The sequence below is a fragment of the Halomonas sp. ALS9 genome, from assembly GCF_001651035.1.
Lineage (GTDB): Bacteria > Pseudomonadota > Gammaproteobacteria > Pseudomonadales > Halomonadaceae > Vreelandella.
Genome location: NZ_LXRG01000201.1, coordinates 136,862 through 157,801, shown reverse-complemented (window position 1 = coordinate 157,801; position 20,940 = coordinate 136,862). Strand labels below are relative to the sequence as shown.

Annotated in this window: 17 protein-coding genes; 7 read left to right on the top strand and 10 right to left on the bottom strand. The window is 56.4% G+C overall.

Annotated features, from left to right (window positions below):
- Window positions 1–37: 37 nt before the first annotated feature.
- From A6R74_RS18565 to A6R74_RS18555, 3 genes are all read right to left on the bottom strand, one after another.
- Window positions 38–1,114 (bottom strand): TauD/TfdA dioxygenase family protein, encoded by a 1,077-nt coding sequence (locus tag A6R74_RS18565; RefSeq protein WP_064235957.1) that lies wholly within the window; start codon window positions 1,112–1,114, stop codon window positions 38–40.
- A 204-nt stretch (window positions 1,115–1,318) separates the two neighbouring features.
- On the bottom strand, window positions 1,319–4,213 hold the full coding sequence (locus A6R74_RS18560; protein ID WP_064235956.1) for a valine--tRNA ligase: 2,895 nt from the start codon (window positions 4,211–4,213) through the stop codon (window positions 1,319–1,321).
- Between the two features lie 95 nt (window positions 4,214–4,308).
- Window positions 4,309–5,496, bottom strand: a complete 1,188-nt coding sequence (locus tag A6R74_RS18555; RefSeq protein ID WP_064235955.1) for an MFS transporter — start codon at window positions 5,494–5,496, stop codon at window positions 4,309–4,311.
- A 161-nt stretch (window positions 5,497–5,657) separates the two neighbouring features.
- On the opposite strand from A6R74_RS18555, the gene A6R74_RS18550 reads away from it, so the two are divergent.
- Window positions 5,658–6,116 (top strand): Spy/CpxP family protein refolding chaperone, encoded by a 459-nt coding sequence (locus A6R74_RS18550; RefSeq protein ID WP_064235954.1) that lies wholly within the window; start codon window positions 5,658–5,660, stop codon window positions 6,114–6,116.
- Window positions 6,117–6,214: 98 nt separating this feature from the next.
- On the opposite strand, the gene A6R74_RS18545 is transcribed toward A6R74_RS18550, so the two are convergent.
- The 3 genes from A6R74_RS18545 to A6R74_RS18535 form a co-directional block, all read right to left on the bottom strand.
- Window positions 6,215–6,646, bottom strand: a complete 432-nt coding sequence (locus A6R74_RS18545; RefSeq protein WP_064235953.1) for a DNA polymerase III subunit chi — start codon at window positions 6,644–6,646, stop codon at window positions 6,215–6,217.
- Between the two features lie 100 nt (window positions 6,647–6,746).
- Window positions 6,747–7,844: a branched-chain amino acid aminotransferase gene (locus tag A6R74_RS18540; RefSeq protein WP_064235952.1), complete on the bottom strand. Its 1,098-nt coding sequence runs from the start codon at window positions 7,842–7,844 to the stop codon at window positions 6,747–6,749.
- Between the two features lie 166 nt (window positions 7,845–8,010).
- Window positions 8,011–9,531 (bottom strand): leucyl aminopeptidase, encoded by a 1,521-nt coding sequence (locus tag A6R74_RS18535; protein ID WP_064235951.1) that lies wholly within the window; start codon window positions 9,529–9,531, stop codon window positions 8,011–8,013.
- A 146-nt stretch (window positions 9,532–9,677) separates the two neighbouring features.
- On the opposite strand from A6R74_RS18535, the gene lptF reads away from it, so the two are divergent.
- The 6 genes from lptF (at window position 9,678) to A6R74_RS18505 (ending at window position 15,876) form a co-directional block, all read left to right on the top strand.
- Window positions 9,678–10,757 (top strand): LPS export ABC transporter permease LptF, encoded by a 1,080-nt coding sequence (gene lptF, locus A6R74_RS18530; RefSeq protein WP_082906746.1) that lies wholly within the window; start codon window positions 9,678–9,680, stop codon window positions 10,755–10,757.
- A complete protein-coding gene (gene lptG / locus A6R74_RS18525) occupies window positions 10,757–11,836 on the top strand; it encodes an LPS export ABC transporter permease LptG (protein WP_064235950.1) in 1,080 nt (359 codons plus the stop codon). Before lptF ends, lptG begins: the two co-directional genes overlap by 1 nt.
- 68 nt (window positions 11,837–11,904) lie before the next feature.
- Window positions 11,905–12,381 carry an RDD family protein gene (locus A6R74_RS18520; RefSeq protein ID WP_064235949.1) on the top strand — a complete coding sequence of 159 codons (477 nt, stop codon included), beginning with the start codon at window positions 11,905–11,907 and terminating at the stop codon, window positions 12,379–12,381.
- Between the two features lie 169 nt (window positions 12,382–12,550).
- Complete coding sequence (locus A6R74_RS18515) at window positions 12,551–12,757, top strand: (2Fe-2S)-binding protein (RefSeq protein WP_040479399.1); 207 nt, start codon at window positions 12,551–12,553, stop codon at window positions 12,755–12,757.
- A gap of 191 nt (window positions 12,758–12,948) precedes the next feature.
- Window positions 12,949–13,431: a bacterioferritin gene (gene bfr / locus A6R74_RS18510; protein ID WP_009288515.1), complete on the top strand. Its 483-nt coding sequence runs from the start codon at window positions 12,949–12,951 to the stop codon at window positions 13,429–13,431.
- A gap of 273 nt (window positions 13,432–13,704) precedes the next feature.
- Window positions 13,705–15,876 (top strand): esterase-like activity of phytase family protein, encoded by a 2,172-nt coding sequence (locus A6R74_RS18505; RefSeq protein WP_064235948.1) that lies wholly within the window; start codon window positions 13,705–13,707, stop codon window positions 15,874–15,876.
- Between the two features lie 165 nt (window positions 15,877–16,041).
- On the opposite strand, the gene A6R74_RS18500 is transcribed toward A6R74_RS18505, so the two are convergent.
- The 4 genes from A6R74_RS18500 to A6R74_RS18485 form a co-directional block, all read right to left on the bottom strand.
- Window positions 16,042–17,508, bottom strand: coding sequence for a carbon starvation CstA family protein (locus tag A6R74_RS18500; protein WP_064235947.1), 1,467 nt, complete (start codon window positions 17,506–17,508; stop codon window positions 16,042–16,044).
- Window positions 17,509–17,697: 189 nt separating this feature from the next.
- Window positions 17,698–18,249: a superoxide dismutase family protein gene (gene sodC, locus A6R74_RS18495; RefSeq protein ID WP_064235946.1), complete on the bottom strand. Its 552-nt coding sequence runs from the start codon at window positions 18,247–18,249 to the stop codon at window positions 17,698–17,700.
- An 80-nt stretch (window positions 18,250–18,329) separates the two neighbouring features.
- Window positions 18,330–19,502 carry a M20 family metallopeptidase gene (locus A6R74_RS18490; protein ID WP_064235945.1) on the bottom strand — a complete coding sequence of 391 codons (1,173 nt, stop codon included), beginning with the start codon at window positions 19,500–19,502 and terminating at the stop codon, window positions 18,330–18,332.
- Window positions 19,487–20,908 (bottom strand): M20 family metallopeptidase, encoded by a 1,422-nt coding sequence (locus A6R74_RS18485; RefSeq protein WP_064235944.1) that lies wholly within the window; start codon window positions 20,906–20,908, stop codon window positions 19,487–19,489. The genes A6R74_RS18490 and A6R74_RS18485 overlap by 16 nt, the downstream gene beginning before the upstream one ends.
- Window positions 20,909–20,940: the final 32 nt, after the last annotated feature.

Here is a 20,940-nt window from a genome sequence, read left to right as displayed (position 1 = left end):
GCTGACTTGGCAGGGCTAAATGAAGCGTCAACAGACCCTAGTTTTGCATCGGGATGTCATCTTTCCAGCGAAACCCAACGCCACCGGCTTTCCAGATGCCATCGCGATTAAAGGGGTGAGGCCCGGCTAAATTGATGTATTGCGGTAGGCCAAAGTGAGGCGCTAAGTTCTGAATGGACTTGATAGTGACGCGATCCATGATCCTTAACCCTTGTGCCTCGGCCGACATATGCGCTTCTGGCGCAGCTCTATGAGCCAGTGCCCAGTTATCAACATAGAGTAAATCACCCGTTTGATAGTGATAGCGGATCCCATAGCCCTTCTCGAAGGAAGCATCGAGAAGATCGTTATAGTCATTGAAAAGCTGTTTCATTTCATCTTCGTTGAGTAAGCGAAGATTATCGACAGAGGCGGGTGCTTGTTGCAGCTCATCAATAGCAACGCCTTCTTCTGGTAGCCGCTCTATCACGGCACCGGTCATTCCCAAATGGAGCCATACGCTCTTGCGTCCCGAAATAGGATGGGTATGAACGACGGGGTGGCTGACCCCTGAATCAGAATTCACAGAGACAAGCCGTTCCCAAAATGCCTGTTTTTGTTTGGGAAGTACATCAAAGGCGGCGCCTTGATGAGCAAAGTGTGTGCCGCCACCCTGCTCAGGGGCGCGCGCCATGTAGTAGGCGGCGTGAGAAAACGTGGCTGCCTCGAAGCTGCCATCGTTATGCCTCTGGGGGCCAACGCCGAGAATGCCGTAGCGCTTGTCATTGGAGCAGCGGAATATATCCCGGTTCATGTCAGGTGTGGCGGGGTGGACGCCATGTGTGGAATGGATTTCGCCAGCGCCCCACCATTTACTCGTATTGACTAGGTTTGTTGCCGAGAGGTCGGTTTGGTGTTTAAAGACGATGAAGCCCCGGTTCGCCATTTCCACTTCTAACGCGTTGATAACGGGCTCGGGGAGCCGGGAACGAACGTCTGCGCCATATATCTCGACGCCAAGCGGTTCTAGCTGTTTGACCGTCAATCCCGCCTTCTCAAATAGCGCAATACGGCCAGGGTCGAGCGGCGGTATGGTGGGAGGCGTGTTGTTAAATTTGTCTGATGTCGTTGCCATATTCGAGTGGCCTCAATGGGTGAATTCGAAATGGCTCAGCTCAAGGAGTGCAGCGAAAGGCAGCTAAGAACCAGAACCAAGCGAGCTTATAGTCGTTGGTCAGAGTGTCATGGGTTTTGTTCCTGATGCAATCAGTGCGTTGGCCGTAGGGCGAAACTAAAAACGGCACCTTTTCGGGTGCCGTTTTCGATGCTTAGCGTGTGATTACAACGCCTCAATCTTGGCTTTTTGCTCTTCCAGCAGCTGTTTGGTGGCTTGGAATTCGGCCAGCTTGCCACGCTCTTTTTCGACCACGGACACCGGCGCTTTGGCGATAAAGCCGTCGTTGCCGAGTTTCTTCTCGATGCTACCGATCAGCTTGTCCTGCTTCTCGATCTCTTTGCTCAAGCGGGCGATTTCGGCGTCTTTGTCGATCAGATCTGCCATCGGCACCAGCACTTCCATATCGCCTACCAACTGTGTTGCCGAAAGCGGGGCATCATCCGGGTTTTCAAGCCAGGTAACGCTTTCCAGCTTGGCGAGTTTGGAAAGGAAGCGGCGGTTGCTCTCCAAGCGCTCGGCGTCTTCGGGCTTGCCTTTGGTGAGTAGCACGTCGAGCGGTTTGCCGGGGGCGATGTTCATCTCGGCGCGAATGTTACGCACGGCGATGATGACGCCTTTCAGCCACTCGATATCCAGGCTGGCCTGATCATCGATTTTGCTTTCGTCGACTTCCGGCCAGGCTTGCAGCATGATCGAGGCATCGTCGCCCATATACACACCCGCCAGCGGCGAGACACGCTGCCAAATCTCTTCGGTGATATAGGGCATCATAGGGTGGGCAAGGCGCAGAATGGCTTCGAGTACGCGTACCAGCGTGCGGCGCGTTCCCCGCTTGCGTTTCGCAAGCTCCGCCGCTCCCGACGTCCTGTCTCCCTCGGCATTAGTACTTCCCTGTACGTCATCCTCCCACAATACCGGCTTGGAAAGTTCCAGATACCAGTCGCAATACTCGTTCCAGATGAATTCGTAAAGCGCCTGGGAAGCGTGGTCGAAACGGTACTCGTCGAGTGCTTTGGTGACTTGAGCTTCGGTTTTCTGCAGCTGCGAGATAATCCAGCGGTCAGCCAGTGAAAGCTCAACCTCTTCGCCGCTGGTACCGCAATCTTCGCCTTCGGCGTTCATCAGTACGTAGCGCGAGGCGTTCCACAGCTTGTTGCAGAAGTTGCGGTAGCCATCCAGACGGCTCATATCGAACTTGATATCACGCCCGGTGGTGGCCTGGGAGAGGAACGTAAAGCGCAGCGCATCGGTGCCGTGGGCTTCAATGCCGTCTTTGAACTCGTCTTTGGTGGCTTTGGCAATCGCCTTGGCCTGTTTCGGCTGCATCATATTGCCGGTGCGCTTTTCGAGCAGTTCATCCAGCGTGATGCCGTCAATCAGGTCGATGGGATCCAGCACGTTGCCCTTGGATTTGGACATCTTCTGCCCTTGGCCATCGCGCACTAAGCCATGTACGTAAACCGTCTTGAACGGTACCTGCTTGGTGAACTTCAGGGTCATCATGATCATCCGGGCGACCCAGAAGAAGATGATGTCAAAACCGGTGACCAGCACACTGGAGGGGTGGAAGGTCTCCAGCTCCGGTGTTTCCTCCGGCCAGCCGAGGGTGCCAAAGGTCCACAGGCCCGAGCTAAACCAGGTATCGAGGACGTCTTCGTCTTGGGTAAGCGCAATATCGTCGCCCAGCTCATGCTTCTCGCGAGCTTCGGCTTCCGTGCGGGCAACATAGACATTGCCTTCGGCGTCGTACCAAGCGGGGATACGGTGGCCCCACCACAGCTGGCGGGAGATACACCAGTCCTGCAGGTCGCGCATCCAGGCGAAGTACATGTTCTCGTAGTTCTTGGGCACGAACTGGATATCGCCATTTTCCACCGCCTCAATGGCGGGCTTGGCGAGGGACTCCACGGCCACAAACCACTGGTCGGTGAGCAGCGGCTCAATCACATCGCCGGAGCGGTCGCCGTAGGGCAGGGTGTTGTTAACCGCTTCGACCTGCTCCAGCAGGCCCAGGGCATCCATATCGGCAACGATCTGCTTGCGCGCTTCAAAGCGATCAAGCCCTGCGTACTTGGCGGGCAGGTTGGCGTCTTCATCCGGCTGGGGCTGACCTTTTAGATCGAAGATCTCGGCCTGTTCAAGGATCGCCGCGTTTTTGGAGAAGACATTGATCAGCAGGTGGTTCTGGCGCTTGCCGACTTCGTAATCGTTGAAGTCGTGGGCAGGGGTGATCTTGACGCAGCCGGAGCCTTTTTCCATATCGGCGTGCTCGTCAGCGACCACCGGGATACGACGGCCGACCAGCGGCAGCTCGATAAATTTACCGACCAGCGAGGCATAGCGCTCGTCGTCTGGATTCACCGCCACGCCGGTATCGCCCAGTAGGGTTTCCGGGCGCGTCGTGGCGACCACCAGGTAATCCTTGCCGTCGGCGGTTTTAACGCCGTCCGCCAGCGGATAGCGGAAGTGCCAGAAACTGCCCTGCTGCTCTTTGTTCTCCACTTCCAGGTCGGAAATAGCGGTGTGCAGGGTCGGATCCCAGTTGACCAGACGCTTGCCACGATAGATCAGCTTCTCTTCGTGCAGGCGCACAAACACTTCTTGTACCGCTTTGTAGAAACCGTCGTCCATGGTGAAGCGTTCGCGAGACCAGTCGACGCTAGCGCCCATACGGCGTAGCTGGCGGGTAATGTGGCCGCCAGACTCTTGCTTCCACTCCCACACCTTGTCGATAAACGCATCGCGGCCAAGGTCGTGGCGGGTCTTGCCCTCTTCAGCCGCAATCTTGCGCTCCACCAGCATCTGCGTGGCGATACCGGCGTGGTCGGTGCCTACCTGCCACAGGGTATTGTTACCCTGCATCCGCTTCCAGCGCGTCAGGGTATCCATAATGGTGTCCTGGAACGCATGGCCCATATGCAGGCTGCCGGTCACATTGGGCGGTGGAATCATGATCGAAAAAGGCGCGCCCTGGCCGGAAGGGGCAAAACGATTATCGGCTTCCCAGCGCTCGTACCAGCGGGTTTCGATCTGTTCGGGTTGGTAGGTCTTTTCCATGGAGAGTTGGCTCACGGCTGGCAATAAGTGTGCAAAATATGAAAATGTATTGCGCGAGAGTATACCGCGATAGAGCCCAGATCGTCAGGGGCTACTCACCCTCGATCGTCGACCGTGACGGTATGGGCAGAAAACCCGCGCATGGCGATTAGCCCGAGAATGGGCCCCGGCAATAGCCACCAGATTACCGTCAGCGACTGGGTCGACCACAGTGCGGTGACCAGCGCGATTGAGGGAATGGTTATCCCAAAGCCAATTGCGTTCATCATCGCCAGCGCCGCGCCTAGTCGATCAGCGGGAGCCGTAGCGCTGGCCAGCGCCGAAAACTGTGCGGAGTCGGCAATCACGCTAACACCCCATAAGCCCAGAAGCGCCAGCAACAGCCAGGGCGAGGCGCTGCCCAACAGGGGATAGACCAAACACAGCGCACCCGAAGTGGCCAAGGCGACGCAGGCGACTCGGTCGCTGCCAATCTGGCGACTCCACCTGCCTGCGAGTACGCAGCCTGGTAAGCCCAGCGCAATGACCGCAAAGCTTAGCCACGGCTGCGCAGTGTTGGAAGCGCCCAAGCGTTCCAGCTCACGGGCAACCAGAAACGGCACCAGCGCCCACAGCGCGTACAGCTCCCAGCAGTGGCCAAAATAGCCCAGCGCGGCGGCGCGAAAGCGCGGATGCCTGAATGCGGCTAACCCTGCCCAGGGGCGGCCGCTTTTGGCAGTGGCAGGCAAGTGCGGGCCTACGCCTAGCTTGAAAATCATCAGCGCGGCAACCAGCGCCAGCAGTGAAGCCAGCAGCAGTGGCCACTGCCAGGGTAAATGTAGCGTTAAACCGCGCAGCAGGTGCGGTGAGGCAATGCCTAGGGTCAGCATGCCCACCAGCCAACCCAGCGCGGCGCCGGCGTGGCTGGGTGTCCAGCTCACAACCAGCTTCATTCCCAGCGGATAGATACCCGCCAGGCAGAGCCCTGTCGCAAAGCGCGCCACAGCGGCCAGCGTTACGCTTTCCGCCACGCCGATAAAAGCGGCGTTGATCAGCGCGCCGAGGATGGCCGAAATAGCAAACAGGTGGCTGGCGCGCACGCGGTCAGCCAAACCCGTGGTGGCAATCGCCAGGGTGCCGGTAATAAACCCGGCCTGAACGGCGATGGTGAGCAGGCCTAAATCGCTTTCGCTAAGGCCTACGGCCTCCTGCAGCGCCAAGCCAACGCCATTGACGCTAAACCACAGTGAGGTGCCAAACAGTTGGGCGATAACAATAACGGCTAAAGGGTAGCGCGTGAGCACGTTGACGTCTCCATGGATGCGAATAGCGCGGCAAGGCCACACTTATGGTAATCAACAATTTACCGTTACGACGAATTTTTTAAAAACAGCAGTGTCGGATTACAAGACCCGTCAGGATTCGTCGGGCAGGAAGTACAAATTTGTTCGCAATTGGAGTTTTTATGCACGTAGCCAAGCTTTTCCTTCCAGCAGTTGCAGCACTGGCATTCAGTGTTCCCGCCATGGCCCAGCAAATGGGGGGTGGTGCCCCCAGTGTCGATGACCAGGTTAACCAACTCGACGAAATGGTGGATCTGAATGATGGGCAGAAGGAAGAACTCAGCAACCTTTTGACCCAGATGCAAGACGACGTTGGTGCCAATGAGCAGGAAGCCCAGCAGTTGCAACAGCAACTCAGTGAGCACGTTCAGCCTGATTACGACGAAGCCGCCATTCGGGCAGATGCAGAGCGTCTTGGTGACCTAACGGCCGAGATGACCGCGGATAGCATTATCATACAGTCTCAGATCGAAGGCGTTTTCACTCAGGGGCAGCGCGATCAACTGGATGAGGCCGTGGCTCAGCAGCAGGAGCAAATGCAACAACAGATGCAGGAGCAGATGCAGCAACAGGGTGGCTAAAGCGAAGACGTCCCGCAGTGATATCAACTGCCTAACTTTGTTGATGACCCCGCCAAGTGCGGGGTCATGTGTTTATGGTGGATGGCCTCCCCGGCCATTTAACCCAACTTATGCGGCACGACCTCATGACCCATTTCTTTATAGCGCTGCCAACAGGCGCGTTTGGCGACCAGTACTTGTTGGTGCTGGTTGATGATCTCGGCAATTCTCGCGTAGTTTTCTACGCCGTCAGGGATCTCAGGGTGCAGATTAAGCAGCGCGGTCTCTTCCGTGGGCATTGGCAACTGCTGCCAGCCTAGCGTGATCGGCACGCTGGCGGCCATCTCGCTGTCTTCCAAGGCGTGGGGTAGGTAGGCGTCCGGGCGGAAATTCCATAGCGCGTCGTCAGCTTGCTCGGCGAGGGCTTTGTCTTCACAGTGGAGATGCAGGCGGTAGCCTTTGCGCCAGATGGTCTCGGCCAGTTTGCAGGCAAACTGCAAGCGTGCCTCCAAAGTGGTATCGGGCAGAATGTAGAAATCAATGCGCGCCATGGCGGTTCCAGGTAAAACGATATCAGATACGTCGATTACAAACAGCACCGCCGCAAGAGTGCGGCGGTGCTGGAAGGATAAGCGTTGGTTTTAAAACCGCTTAAACCAACTGGGTTAGCCAGCCGTACTTATCTTCGCTGCGACCGTACTGCAGGTCGAGCAGTTTGGTACGGATGCGCATAGCAATCTCATTATTGCCACCGGCAGCTAGCTTGATACGTTCGTTCTCGGTGACCAGCTCTCCCACCGGAGTGATGACCGCAGCGGTACCGCAGGCAAATACCTCAGTGATTTCGCCCGACGCCGCGCCTTCACGCCACTCATCGATGCTGATCGGGCGTTCTTCTGGCGTTAGACCTTCATCTTTGGCAAGCGTGAGTACCGAGTTGCGCGTTACGCCTTCCAAAATGGTGTCGGTCAGGCGTGGTGTCACTAGGCGGCCATCTTTGAAGACAAAGAACAGGTTCATACCGCCCAGCTCTTCGACCCACTTGTTTTCAGCGGCATCAAGGAACGCGACCTGGCCACACTGGTGGGCTTCGGCCTCTTTTTGCGCGGCCAATGAAGCGGCGTAATTGCCGCCACACTTGGCAAAGCCGGTGCCGCCGGGAGCAGCACGCTTGTAGTTAGACGAGAGCCAGATCGATACCGGGGCAATGCCGCCTTTAAAGTACGCCGCCGCGGGGGAGGCGATAACATAGTAGTCGACTTCATGGGCAGGGCGAACGCCTAGGAAGGCTTCTGAGGCGATCATAAACGGGCGCAGATAGAGGCTGCACTCGTCAGAGGCGTTGGCGGGCGTGGGTACCCAGGCGTGATCTTGAGCGAGCAGCGCTTTTAGCGAGCCAATAAAGTCTTCATCGGAAAGTTCCGGCAGTGCTAACCTACGGGCACTGCGGCGGAAGCGCTCGGCGTTTTTCTCCGGGCGGAATGTCCAGATCGAGCCGTCGGCGTGGCGATAAGCTTTGATGCCCTCAAAAATCTCCTGGCCGTAATGCAGTACAGAAGCAGCCGGGTCGAGGGTTAGCGGGCCGTAGGGACGTACCTGATGGCCGTGCCAGTCGGCGTCGACGGTCCAGCGCACATGGGCCATGTGATCGGTAAAGTGTTTGCCAAAGCCGGGGTTCTTGAGAATGTTGTCACGGATCTCATCGGCTATCGGCTGGTTGGATGGCAAAATCTCAAAGTTAGTGGGCACGGCATGTTCTCTCTACTTGATCCAAGCCCTGAAGGGCAAATATAGGCGTCGTAATATAAGCGTTAAAGTGGGCGTAGCGTGTGCCTTGAGATAAGGCACACGCTAATGTGTTTAGGTGTAACGGTTGCGTCAAATAAAGGCAACCGTTGATTGCCTGATTGTGTTGTTAGACGTCGCTATTTTCTACCTGGGCGTCCGTTTCACGGTCAAGCAGGTACTGGGTTAACAGCCCGACCGGGCGGCCGGTGGCGCCTTTTTGTTTGCCGGAGTGCCAGGCAGTGCCAGCGATATCCAAGTGCGCCCAGGGGAAGTGGTCGGCAAAGCGCGACAAGAAACACGCGGCGGTAATGGTGCCCGCGGGGCGGCCACCAATATTGGCTAAATCAGCAAAGTTAGACTCCAACTGCTCCTGGTACTCGTCCCATAGCGGCAGGTGCCAAGCGCGATCCCAAGCGGCTTCGCCCGCATCCAGAAGATCCAGCGCTAGATCGTCGTCGTTGGAGAGCAGACCGGTGGCGTGGTGGCCTAGGCCAATAATTACGGCACCGGTGAGAGTGGCGATATCCACTACGCTGGCCGGCGTAAAACGCTCGGCGTAGGTCAACGCATCGCACAGCACTAAACGGCCTTCCGCGTCGGTATTAAGCACTTCGACGGTCAACCCTTTAAGGGTTTTGATGATGTCGCCGGGCTTGGTGGCATGGCCGTCGGGCATGTTTTCCGCAGCGGCAACAATAAACACCAGGTTGAGCTTGGGTTTGATCGCCAGCACGGCTTTGACGGTGCCGAAAACGCTGGCAGCGCCGCACATGTCGAACTTCATTTCGTCCATGCCTTCGCCGGGCTTGAGCGAAATGCCCCCGGTATCAAAAGTGATGCCTTTACCGATCAGCACATGAGGGGCTTCATCACTGTTTTCAGCACCCTGGTACTTCATCACGATCAGGCATGATGGCTCTTTACTGCCAATGCCCACAGAAAGCAGCGAGCCTGCGCCCAGCGCTTCCAACGCTTCTTCATCAAGAATATCGACTTCAAGTGCGCCTTTTGAATCGCGCCCCAGCTGCTCTGCTTGCTCGGCCAAGTAGCGGGGGGTGCAGACGTTAGCGGGCATATTGCCCAGGGTGCGGGTGTAGTTGATGCCCTGGCCGATGGCGTTGCCCACTAACGCACCCTGCTTCACCTGGGGCACGGCGTCGGCATCGTTGATAATTAGCGTCAGCTTGGCAAGGCTGGGAGCCGGTGTAGGGGTCGATTTGAACTGATCAAAGCGATAAATGGCCCGCTCTGCGGCTTCCATCACCTTGCGCGCTTTCCAGGCCGCGTCGCGATCGGTCAATGGGATATCACTAAATACCACGCTGGCTTCATCGATGGGCAGTTTCACCAGCGCCGTCATGGCCGCATCCAGCGACTTGATAAAGGCGGCTTCCTGGCATTTTTCGCGCTCACCCAAACCAATCAGTAAAATGCGCTCGGCACCCAGGCCTGGGGCAAAGGGTACCATTTGCACGTTGCCCAGCGCGGCGTCAAAGTCGCCGCGCTCCAGCAACTGGCCGATCAGGCGCTCGCTGGCGTCGTCCAGTTTGGCGACAGTGGGCAGCAGGTCGCCCGCTTTAAAAACCGGCACCAAGAGGCAGGGTGTTTCAGCTTTGGCTGGGTTTGCGGTCTGAACGGAAAATTCCATGACGTCTCCAACAAGACAAGCATCGAGGGATTCGGGATAATGCCTCGTTGCTTTTGATTTTGAAAAGGGACTGAGAATAGTTTGATTAGTGTACCCAAGCCATACGCTTATTGCATGGCATCCTGCACGACTAGCCGGAGAGCGCGTTGATTTTATTTCGGTATCTAACTCGCGAAGTGTTACTCACCATGTCGGCGGTCGCTGGCATTCTGCTGCTGGTGATCATGGGCAGTCGCTTTATCCGCTATTTTTCGGATGCGGCAGAAGGTGATATCCCCGTCACCATGTTAGGCAGCCTGATGATGTTTCACCTGCCTGGCTTTATGGAACTGATCCTACCGCTGTCGTTTTTTCTAGGCATCCTGCTCGCTTACGGGCAGCTTTATATGAACAGTGAGATTACCGTGATGGTTGCCTGTGGGATGAGTCCCACGCGGCTGCTGAAAGTAACGCTGTTGCCCGCCAGCGTTGTGGCGTTGCTGGTCGGTATCTGCAGCCTGTGGTTGACGCCTTTGGGGGCGCTGCAAACCGAGACCGCGCTGGAAGAGCAGCGTAGTCGCCTGGATGTTTCGGTACTGGCCCCTGGGCGCTTTCAGGAGTTCGGCGGTGGCCGTACCGCGTATATCGGTAGTTTCTCCAGCGATGGTACGGAAATGCAGAACGTGCTGGTGCACGAGCAGAATCAGCAGAGCGACGAAGGCACCCATGACTACGTTACCCGTGCGGCGTCGGGCTATCAGGAAACTCGGCTCGAAACGGGCAGCCGTTTTCTGATGTTGAATGACGGTGAGCGCTACGGGGTGACGCCGGGCGAGAAGAGCGCCGAGCGGCTCACGTTTCAACGCTACACGTTAAGGCTTGGGTTGAATCGCGACCGACAGGAGCTGGATTCACTGGAGTATGCGACTACGCCCGCGCTTTGGAATAACCCTAGCTCACGTGCGCAAGCGCAGTTCCAGTGGCGTGCAGGCCTGCCATTAATGGTATTCGTGCTGGCCTTATTGGCACAGCCGCTATCCCGGGTTAATCCCCGCCAGGGGCGCTTTGGCAAATTGCTCCCCGCCGTCTTTTTATACGTCGCCTATCTCAGCCTGCTGTTGGCAGTGGTCGATGCCATTGGCAGCGGTACCTGGCCTACCACGCTGGGCGTATGGCCGGTACACGGGCTGTTTTTGGGGCTGGGCCTGCTAATGCTGTGGCGCTCGCAACGGAAGGGGATGCGCTGATGCTGACCTTGTTAACGGCGGCTGACCGTCTTGATCGTTATATCGCCCGCAACGTGCTGGCAGCCATTGTTGTCGTTCAATGCGTGCTGTTGGGGCTGGATATTACCATCGCCTATATCGATGATTTAGGTGATGTACAGGCGGGCTATACCGCCTTTGATGCGCTGCTTTACCTACTCATGCGTACGCCTTGGCGCTTCTATCAATACGCCCCGGTGGCGGTGTTGATCGGCGCGCTAATTGGCTTGGGCAGTATGGCCTCGAGTAACGAGCTCACCGTTATGCGTGCTGCTGGCCGTTCCCTGGCGCGCATTGTCTGGGGGGTAATGAAGCCAGTGCTGTTGGTTGTGGTGGTTGTACTGTTAGTGGCTGAATACGTTAGCCCGCGTACCGAGCAGTATGCAGAGGCGTGGCGGCTGGAAAAGCGCCAGGGCGAAGGCGCTATGCTGACTAGCCGCAGTGGCTGGCAGATCGAAGGTGACAGCGTCTACCGCTTCGGGGCGATTCGTGCCGATGATGTGGTGCTCGATTTAACTCGCTATCGCTTTGATAACCGTCAGCTTGTCGAAGCCACCTATGCCCAGCGGGCACGCTGGGAGGGCGATGCCTGGCGGTTGGAAAACGTCGCTACCACGCGTATTTTTGACGACCACACCGAGTCTGACCAGGCCGCAAGCATGGGCTGGGAAACCTCTTTTACCCCCACCCAGTTAGAGCGGCTGCTGCGCGATATCGAGAGCCAGGCGCCCAGCGAGCTTTGGGCCTATGCCCAGTTCCTTGAAGCACAAAACCTGCAGAATGACCAGGCTCTGCTCTATTTTTGGCAGAAGATGCTAATGCCACTCACCATGGGTTCACTGGTATTGATTGCCGCTTCTTTCGTGTTTGGCCCGCTGCGCACGGTGGCAGCAGGCACCCGGGTGTTTTACGGCGTTGTCACCGGGCTGAGCTTTAAATACGTTCAGGACCTGCTAGCACCCGCCTCGACGATTTTTGGCTTCTCGCCCGTTTGGGCGGTGCTGGTGCCGACACTGGCGTGCGCGGGAGTCGGGATCTACTTTCTACGTCGCAACGGTTAATGCCGCATCGGCAGCGCTGCTACTTATCGCTTAAAAACCGCTAAAAACCAGCCAGGAGCTGAGCAAGAATGAGGCAAACACGACGCTTTACTCAGTTGGACAGCGTATGGCCAGCGGGCCTTGGCCGCCGTTTGGGCGCCATGCTGTATGACGGTTTTTTGGTCATTGCCATATGGGTCGCGGTGACGGTCGTCCATATGCTGTTTTTTCGCTATGTGCTGGGTCAGCAGCCCGAAGAAATTGGCACAACGGCCAGTGACATCTGGAGCCTGCGCCTCATGCTGGTGTTTTTTGTCACGCTGTTTTTTGTTTTTTCCTGGTCCCGTGGGGGTATGACCTTGGGCATGCAGGCGTGGCGGCTGCGGGTGCAAGCGGCAGATGGCTATTCGCTGAACTTGAAGCAGTGCCTGATTCGCTGCGCGGTGGCGTGGCTCTCGCTGCTGGCCTTTGGTTTGGGCTACTTATGGGTGCTTTTCGATAAACAGCGGCGTAGCTGGCCGGATATTGCTTCCAACACGCAAACGGTGGTTTTGCCGAAAAAATAATTTTTCCGGGCACTCGGCATTTTTTTTGGAAAAAGTATCGCTTCGACAATACTTTATCGCACTCTCTATAGTTACTAAGACGAATGGATAGCAAAAAGCAGCAATTTCTACTTGATAAGATGTATGCGAATCATTTACATTCATCTCATGATTTCTATGAGGTGTCGCCATGTACGTTTGCGTGTGCAAGGGAGTAACCGACCATCAAATTCGCCAGCACGTTAACGACGGTGCACGCAGCTGGCGAGAAGTACGCGAGGCAACCGGCTGCGCAACGCAGTGTGGTAAGTGCGCGTGCTACGCCAAAACGATTACCCGCGATGCCGTTCAGGAAGCGCGCCAGGAAGCCAATATGGGACTCGCTTACGCCGTGTGACGCGAATCACTATTGTTAGGGTTATCTTTAGCAAATGACTGATTTGCTTGAACTTTTCATTATCTTATCTATACTCCCAGAAACGCTGGGGGTATAGCTATTTGCGTCTATACTCTTCTCCAAACGTAACTGCTTGATCGTATTGTCTAAACTAGATTAAACATCAGCATTACAGTAGAAAAGGTGACGTTATGAAAGGTGATACGAAAGTTATTGAGCATCTCAATAAGGCGCTCGGCAACGAATTGGTTGCGATCAATCAGTACTTCTTGCACGCCAAAATGTACAAAGATTGGGGCCTGAAAGCCCTCGCCAAATGGGAATACGATGAGTCCATCGAAGAGATGCAGCACGCTGACAAGATCATCGAGCGCATTCTGTTCCTGGAAGGTATCCCCAATCTGCAAGACCTGGGTAAGCTGCACATCGGTGAAAACGTCAAAGAGATGCTCGAAAGCGATCTGAAAATCGAGCACGATGGTCGCAACGACTACATTGAAGCGATCACCTATTGTGAAAGCGTCAAGGATTACGTTACCCGCGATATGCTGCGTGACCTGCTTGCAGACGAAGAAGATCACATCGATCACATCGAAACCGAGCTGGGTTTGATCGACAAGGTGGGCATCCAGAATTACATGCAGCGCCAAATGCAGATGGCAGGCGACGAGTAAGTCATTGGCTGTTGCATGCTTAACAAAAGCTAGCAACCCAAACTAGCTAGAAAGCAGCCAGTCAGCACTCACTGACTGGCTTTTTTCATTCTAAGGTATCCCAATTCTCAAAGCGCTTTCGGCTTCCCCGCTCTACCACCACTTCCTGTGAAAACCTGCGTTCGAATGTCATAAGCCTGACACGGTCATGCTGTTTGATAGTCCAGTTGATGCTGCAAGTTTAATGACTTAACCAGATGTTTCTTCGGCTTAGGCAAGGAATCAACCTTCATCATGACATTCACACGTACACCCTCACTGTTGGCGCTCGCTATTACGCTGGCCGCTTCACATTCGGTCAGCGCGGCGGATAAGCACTTCAACCGTATTGCTAGCTTCGCTATCCCCAGCAACATGGCGGAGGGCGAAGATCGTAGCCGTGAAACCTCGGCGGAAATCATTGCTGCCTCAGGCGACGGTATGACGCTGGTTTACTCGGACAGCCCGCTGGGTGTGATCGGGCGAATTGATATTAGCGACCCCGCTAATCCGCAGCCGCTGGGCAATATCGATGTCGGCGGCGAGCCCACGGCAGTAACGGTGCTCGACAATCTCGCCTATGCCGGGGTGAATACCTCGGTCTCTTACCGCGAGCCTTCCGGGCAACTGCTCACCATCGATATCGATAGCGGTGAAGTATTAGCTTCCTGCCCCTTGAACGGTCAGCCCGACAGTGTGGCTGCTGCAGCAGCGCCCGAAGGGCGTTTCGTCGCCGTCGCCATTGAGAACGAGCGCGATGAAGATGCTGGCGATGGACGTGTGCCGCAGCTGCCTGGCGGCTCTGTTGCCCTGATGGAGATCAACGATGCAGGGGAAGTTAACTGCAACAGCCTGCTCTACGCCGACGTGACCGGGCTTGCCGAGATCGCTCCCGAGGATCCCGAACCAGAGTTTGTCGATATCAATGCCTTAGGTGAGATTGCGGTTACCCTACAAGAGAATAACCACCTGGCGGTGATCGACTACAGTGGCAAAGTGGTGTCGCACTTCAGCGCTGGGGCGGTGGATCTGGACGGGATTGATGCCAGCGACGACGGTGCGCTGATTTTTAATGAGCAGCAGACTCAGCGCTTGCGCGAGCCGGATGCGCTGCAGTGGATCGACAGCGATCACTTTGCCATTGCCAATGAGGGTGATATGGATGGTGGCTCCCGGGGCTGGAGTATCTTCCATAAAAGCGGCCGCTTAGTGTATGAATCCGGGGCGGATTTCGAGCATGCGGTAATTGAGGTGGGCCACTACCCCGATAAGCGTTCGGATGCCAAGGGCAGTGAACTAGAGGGGATGGAGTTTGCTGTTTTTGACGGCACGCCCTACGTATTCCTGCTCGCCGAGCGAAGTTCGCTGGTGGGTGTTTACGACGTCAGCAACCCTGCCGAACCGCAGCTCACCCAGCTACTCCCCTCGGGGCTTTCACCGGAAAGCGCGGTGGCAATCCCCAGCCGCGGCTTGCTGGCTACCGCCAATGAGACCGATCTGGGCGAAGAGGGCGGCCCGCGCTCCCATGTCATGATCTACCAGCACCAGAATGCGCCAGCGGTCTACCCCACGCTCACCTCGGCGGACAGTGATGAGCTGATCGGCTGGGGCGCTCTCTCTGGCATGGTCGCCGCAGATGGCGTGCTCTATGCAGTCAACGACAGCTTCTACAGCGGCCAGCCGCGCATTTTTACCATCGATCCTTCCACGTCACCCGCGCGAATTACCGCGGCGTTGGATGTGACCCGTGATGGTGAGCCTGCTCTAGGGCTGGATATGGAAGGCATCACCACCGATGGAGAGGGTGGCTTCTGGGTCGCTTCCGAAGGGAACGATAAAGGGCTAGCCAATACTCTCTATCATGTTGGCGCCGACGGCGAGATTGACCAGGGCATTGCGCTACCCGAGGTGCTTGCCCAGCAGGCACTGAAGTGGGGTTTGGAGGGCGTTACTCGGCTCGATAATCAGCTCTGGCTGGCGGTGCAACGCCCCTGGAAGGATGACCCCGAAGGCATGGCCAAGCTGCTGCGCTACGATCTCGATAGCGGCGAGTGGGGCGCTGTACACTACCCGCTGGATCGTGTTGATAGCGGCTGGGTAGGCCTTTCAGAGATTACCGCGCACCAAGGCGACCTGTACTTGATTGAGCGGGACAATCGTATCGGCGCAGATGCCCAGGTCAAGCAAGTGACCCGCGTCGCGCTGGACGGCCTGACGCCAGCGCCACTGGGTGGTGAGCTGCCGACGGTCGAGAAGCACATCGTGCGCGATCTGATACCGGATCTCGCCAGCTACAACGGCTTTGTGGTGGACAAGGTTGAAGGGATGGCAATCAATGAGCAGGGCCATGCCTGGTTGGTTAGCGATAACGACGGTGTTGACGACAGCAGCGGTGAGACCTACTTCTGGTCAATTGCATTGGACTAGCTCCCTGTCTGTATGGGGCGATACGACAACAGTATGGAAACGATAAAGACGAGGAGTAGGAGCGAAAAAGGAGGTTAAACGAGGTAGTAGAAGAAGTGAGGGCACACACCAAACACGCTTACGTGGTGGGTGTGTGCCCTTTTTGATGGCGTAGTCAGCGTCTAGCTATTTCGCTGCTAGCGCCTCACTGCTGCCTGTGACCTGGCCCGGCACCGGCTCGTCCACGGCAAAGGTCGCTCGGCTTAAGCGGCGTACACGCTTCATAAACAGCGCGATGCAAATCAGCGTACCCAGCGCGGCGACCACGTAGCTTAGCTGCAGCGGCAGACCAAAACCAATTGGCGCGTAGGCTAAGTAGGTGAACGTTGCCATGGTCATAAAGGTCGCCGGGATCGAAGTGATCCAGTGAGGCTTACGTGATAGCACTAGGTACATGGTGCCTACCCACAGCGCGATGACGGCGGTGGTTTGGTTGGCCCAGGAGAAGTAGCGCCACAGCAACGTGAAGTCCATATGGGTTAAGGCGTAGGAAACCACAAACAGCGGCAGGGCAACCATGATGCGCTTAATCACCGGCTTCTGATCGATCTTAATATAGTCAGCAATAATCATCCGCGCGCTGCGGAAAGCGGTATCGCCCGAAGTGATCGGCAGCACAATAACGCCGAGCACGGCCAAGGTACCGCCGATCGCGCCAAGCATGGTGGTAGACACTTCGCTTACCACTGCGGCAGGGCCACCGGCAGCCAGGACGTCGGAGAGTGACTGGTCGCCGTAAAACAGGCTCATGGCGGCGGCTGCCCAGATCATCGCGATGATGCCTTCGGTGATCATCATGCCGTAGAAGATTTTGCGGCCATTGGTTTCGTTTTGCGTGGTGCGCGAAATGATCGGTGTTTGGGTGGCATGAAAACCGGAAAGTGCGCCACAGGAGATAGTTAAAAACAGTAGCGGGAAAATCGGCGCAGCGTCTGGGTGCATGTTTTGGAACGAAAGCTCGGGGATCGGCGCGCCCGTGACAATCAAGCCAATACCAATACCTGCGGCACTGAACAGCAGCAGAGCGCCAAAGTAGGGGTAAATACGGCCAATGACTTTATCAATTGGCAGCAGCGTGGCGATCAGGTAGTAAATAAAGATGGCGACAATGATCAGCGTCAGCGACAGCGAGGTCATATTGGCCAGCAGCGCCGCAGGCGAGGTCACAAAGACGGTGCCTACCAGCAGAAGGAGTAGAATCGCGAAGCCATTGACCACATGCTTCATCGCTTTGCCAAGAAACTTCCCCGCTAGTTGCGGCAAGTGGGCGCCGTGGTTGCGAATCGAGATCATACCGGTCAGATAATCATGCACGGCACCGGCAAAGATGCACCCAATTACAATCCATACAAAGGCGACCGGGCCATAAAGCGCGCCAAGAATGGGGCCGAAAATGGGGCCCACACCGGCAATGTTCAATAACTGAATCAGCGAGTTGCGCGTAGTGTTCATCGGCACGTAGTCGATGTTGTCGCGCATGCTGAAGGCGGGCGTCTGACGTTTGCGGTCAGTCACAAACACGCGTTCAACGAACTTCCCATAGGTAAAGTAGCCCGCTATCAGCAGCAGGATCGATACGATAAAGGTGATCATCTAAGGTACCTAGAGCAGTGAGGGGGATGGGCGAGCATGCCAATTAGCACACAAGCAGGCACTTCTTTAGCAGGGCTGAATGTACAGATAAGCGCTATAAAATCACAGTTAGACTTTAGTGGGCGGTAAGCAAAAAAACGGACAGCCTAGAGGCTGCCCGTTTCATCTGATCAAGGTGATCGCTGACGTTTAGGACTCCACGACACCACAGGCCATGCGAGTACCACCTCCACCCAGGTGTGGCTCATCTGCGTAGGTGTCACCGCCTTCGTGAATCATCAGGCTGCGGCCGGGCATATCTTCCATGCTCAAGCGCGGGGCCAAGACGGGGAGATTGGCTTCGCCATCTTCATTAACCGTTAGCACCGGCAGGTCGCCTAAATGACCTTCTCCATAGGGGCCTTGGTGCGTGCCGGTTTCTTCGGGATCATAGTGGCCGCCAGCCGATAGGGCAGCGGTCATTTCGCCGCTGTCGTTCTCAGCGGGATCACAGCTAGCATTCTGGTGAACGTGAAAACCGTAAACACCGGGCTCAAGTCCCGTGAGTGAAGGTGTCAGCAATAAACCGAGATCCGTATGTTCAAGGGATACGGTACCGATTGACGCTTCATTACCTTCGGCGCTGACTTTATGCATCTCGACATCGAGCGTTTCATTGGCCTGGGCCGCTGAAGTGGCGAGCAGCAGCGAGGCGGCAATAGCGGTAAGCGGTGTTGAGAAACGTATAGTGGAATAGCGCATAGTGATGTTCTCCCGAGTCCATGGAAATAGTGTATAGCGTTGCCCATTTAAGGTAGCTGTCTAAGGAGGACTTCGCCAATCTATCGCTCAAAAGCAGCTGACATATTGTGTAAATTCAATAGCGTAGCGGCCAGAGCTTGCGTGCGCGGCACCAGCGTATCAAGTAAGCAGTACTCCTCATCAGTGTGCATTTTTGCGCCGACGGGGCCTAGGCCACACAGAGTGGGGATGCCCAAGCTGGCCGTCCAGCCTGCATCAGAACAGCCGCCGGTGAATTCGCCGTCAACAGCAAATCCAATGGCCTGAGCTTGGGCCTGATAAAGCGCAAACAGCGCGCTGCTCATAGGCTCTTCGAGAGGGTAAAACTCTGATGTCTGCTCAATGGTGGCCACCGTGCCGAGAAGGTCTGGTTCAGCGATAATCGCCTCAATGGCTTGATAAAGCTGGTCGCGCTGGGCGGTGGTAACAAAACGAATATCCAACTGCGCGGAAGCCGAAGGCGCGACGGTGTTGCGGGATACGCCGCCGGTGATGGTGCCTACGTTAGTGGTGATGCCTGCCGCGTAATCGGTTAAGGCATGCAGTTGGATGATTTTTCGAGCCAGTGCTTCGATGGCGCTGGCGCCATCGGCGTGGCTAACGCCGGAGTGGGCGGCTTTGCCGGTGACATTGATCACAAAACCGGCGCCGCCTTTTCGCCCAGTGACCACATTGCCGCTGACACGCCCCGGCTCAACGTTCAAGACAGCGCGTGCCCCCTGGGCGGCGGCTTCAATAAACGCCCGTCCATCCGGCGAGCCTATCTCCTCATCGGCGGTAAACAGGGCGCGAACGGGGAGGGGGCAAGTGGGCAGGCGGCTCAACGCGCGTAGCACAAAACAGTTCATCACCAGGCCGCTTTTCATATCGGCAACGCCAGGGCCATAGCCAAGGTTGTCTTTCTGGCTATAGCCGCGGCCTGCCACAGTGCCAGTGGGAAACACCGTATCCCGATGGCCCATCAGTAGCGCATGGCCTTGGTCAGTTCCCCCCAGCTGTGCCTCTAAAATATCGCCTGAGTCTGGGCGCTGGTGACGTATCACGGTGATGCCATCCTGCTCAAGCCATTGGGTGATCAGGTCGGCGACCGCATCATTGCCGGCTTTGTCGTCGCTGTTGGAATCGATATTCACCAGGGCCTCTAAGCAGTCAATCATCGCCTGCTGCTGTCCCCTTAGCCAATCACATGCTTGCTGTATTAGTGGCTCTTGCATGACGCTCGCTCCTTTTTAATCGCTGCCCCCTGGGTGCTAAGATCCCAGAAAAGCCCCGCCATCAAAAGCAGTGCTTCGGCGGCGATGCTGCCCAGCAGGTGTTCGTCGGGGGCATGCTGAGAACAGGCGGGGTAGGAGTGCGGCACCCATAGGGTGGGTAAGCCCAGTGTTTCAGCAAACACATCGTTGGGTAACGAGCCACCCAGGTTGGGGAGTAGCGTGGGTTGCTTGTTCGTTGAGCGTTGGATGGAGGTTAATGCCCAGTCAACCCAGGGGTCTTCAGGATCAAGCCTAGTTGCGGCCATTTGCGACATGCGTGCCGCGCTCACCTCAATATCGCTAAAGCCATGTTGATCCAGGTGGTGGCGTAAATGGGTAAGAAAGTTATCCTGATCGCTGCCCACTACATAACGCAGTTGGCAATGGGCGTAGGCGTGGGGTGGAATCGCATTGGCCGGCGCATCGGGGTTACCCGCCTTCATAGCGAGCACTTCTAAGGTGTTCCAGCCGAATAACCGCTCAGCGGGGGAGAGCCCTGGCTCGCCCCAGTCCGTATCAATCGCTGGGGCATTGTCGCCGACGCCTACTTTGAGTGAGGCAAGGGCACTGCGCACGGCGTCAGGAATAGGCTCTGGCCGTAACCCTTGAATTTGAATCACGCCGTTGGCATCCACCAGTGTAGCGAGAGCATTGGCCAGGCGCACAGCCGGGTTTTTTAATACGCCGCCCCAGTTGCCAGAGTGGTGAGCGCCTTCACGGGCCTGTAGTTTAAGATCGAAATTGAAAGAACCCCGTGAGCCTAAAAATAGCGTCGGCGATTCGGCGTCCAGGCGGGGCCCGTCTGAGCCAATAAACACGTCGGCCGCTAAACGCTCGCGATAGCGGTGGCAGACTTCTTTTAGCCCCGGTGACCCGGTTTCCTCGCCCATCTCCAGCACCAGCTTGACGTTATAGCCCAGGCGCCCGTTGCTGGCTTTCAGTACGCAGCCCAGCGCGGCTAAATTGATGGTGTGCTGGCCTTTGTTATCCGCCGTGCCACGCCCGTACCAGCGATCCCCTTGCTGGGTGATTTTCCAGGGCGAAAGCCCTTCAGCCCACTGGTCGTCATAGCCGCGGATGACATCGCCATGGCCGTAAGTTAATACGCTGAACGAGGCTTCTGGCTCAAGGCGCTCAGCAAGCAGAAACGGCCCAAACCCTTCAGCCGGGTTATCAACAATTTCCCAGCTAAAACCGAGCTGCTCAATATCCGGAATGATCTGTTCAGTAAGATAGCGGCGAAGCTCTTCCTGCCTATTCGATTCCTGGCTTTCACTGCGGATGGCGATGCGCGGGGCAAGCTGAGCATAAAACTCGCCACTCTCAAAATAGGCTTTGGCATTGTCCAGGGCGTGTTGGCGCGTCATAAGCGTTCCTTTAAATGTTAGGCATTGATTAA

What these genes read in the sequence shown, in the direction of transcription:
- A6R74_RS18565 (WP_064235957.1), bottom strand. Translation starts at nt 1,114, where the DNA reads ATGGCAACGACATCAGACAAATTTAACAACACGCCTCCCACCATACCG.
- A6R74_RS18560 (WP_064235956.1), bottom strand. Translation starts at nt 4,213, where the DNA reads ATGGAAAAGACCTACCAACCCGAACAGATCGAAACCCGCTGGTACGAG.
- A6R74_RS18550 (WP_064235954.1), top strand. Translation starts at nt 5,658, where the DNA reads ATGCACGTAGCCAAGCTTTTCCTTCCAGCAGTTGCAGCACTGGCATTC.
- A6R74_RS18545 (WP_064235953.1), bottom strand. Translation starts at nt 6,646, where the DNA reads ATGGCGCGCATTGATTTCTACATTCTGCCCGATACCACTTTGGAGGCA.
- A6R74_RS18535 (WP_064235951.1), bottom strand. Translation starts at nt 9,531, where the DNA reads ATGGAATTTTCCGTTCAGACCGCAAACCCAGCCAAAGCTGAAACACCC.
- lptG (WP_064235950.1), top strand. Translation starts at nt 10,757, where the DNA reads ATGCTGACCTTGTTAACGGCGGCTGACCGTCTTGATCGTTATATCGCC.
- A6R74_RS18520 (WP_064235949.1), top strand. Translation starts at nt 11,905, where the DNA reads ATGAGGCAAACACGACGCTTTACTCAGTTGGACAGCGTATGGCCAGCG.
- A6R74_RS18515 (WP_040479399.1), top strand. Translation starts at nt 12,551, where the DNA reads ATGTACGTTTGCGTGTGCAAGGGAGTAACCGACCATCAAATTCGCCAG.
- bfr (WP_009288515.1), top strand. Translation starts at nt 12,949, where the DNA reads ATGAAAGGTGATACGAAAGTTATTGAGCATCTCAATAAGGCGCTCGGC.
- A6R74_RS18505 (WP_064235948.1), top strand. Translation starts at nt 13,705, where the DNA reads ATGACATTCACACGTACACCCTCACTGTTGGCGCTCGCTATTACGCTG.
- A6R74_RS18500 (WP_064235947.1), bottom strand. Translation starts at nt 17,508, where the DNA reads ATGATCACCTTTATCGTATCGATCCTGCTGCTGATAGCGGGCTACTTT.
- sodC (WP_064235946.1), bottom strand. Translation starts at nt 18,249, where the DNA reads ATGCGCTATTCCACTATACGTTTCTCAACACCGCTTACCGCTATTGCC.
- A6R74_RS18490 (WP_064235945.1), bottom strand. Translation starts at nt 19,502, where the DNA reads ATGCAAGAGCCACTAATACAGCAAGCATGTGATTGGCTAAGGGGACAG.
- A6R74_RS18485 (WP_064235944.1), bottom strand. Translation starts at nt 20,908, where the DNA reads ATGACGCGCCAACACGCCCTGGACAATGCCAAAGCCTATTTTGAGAGT.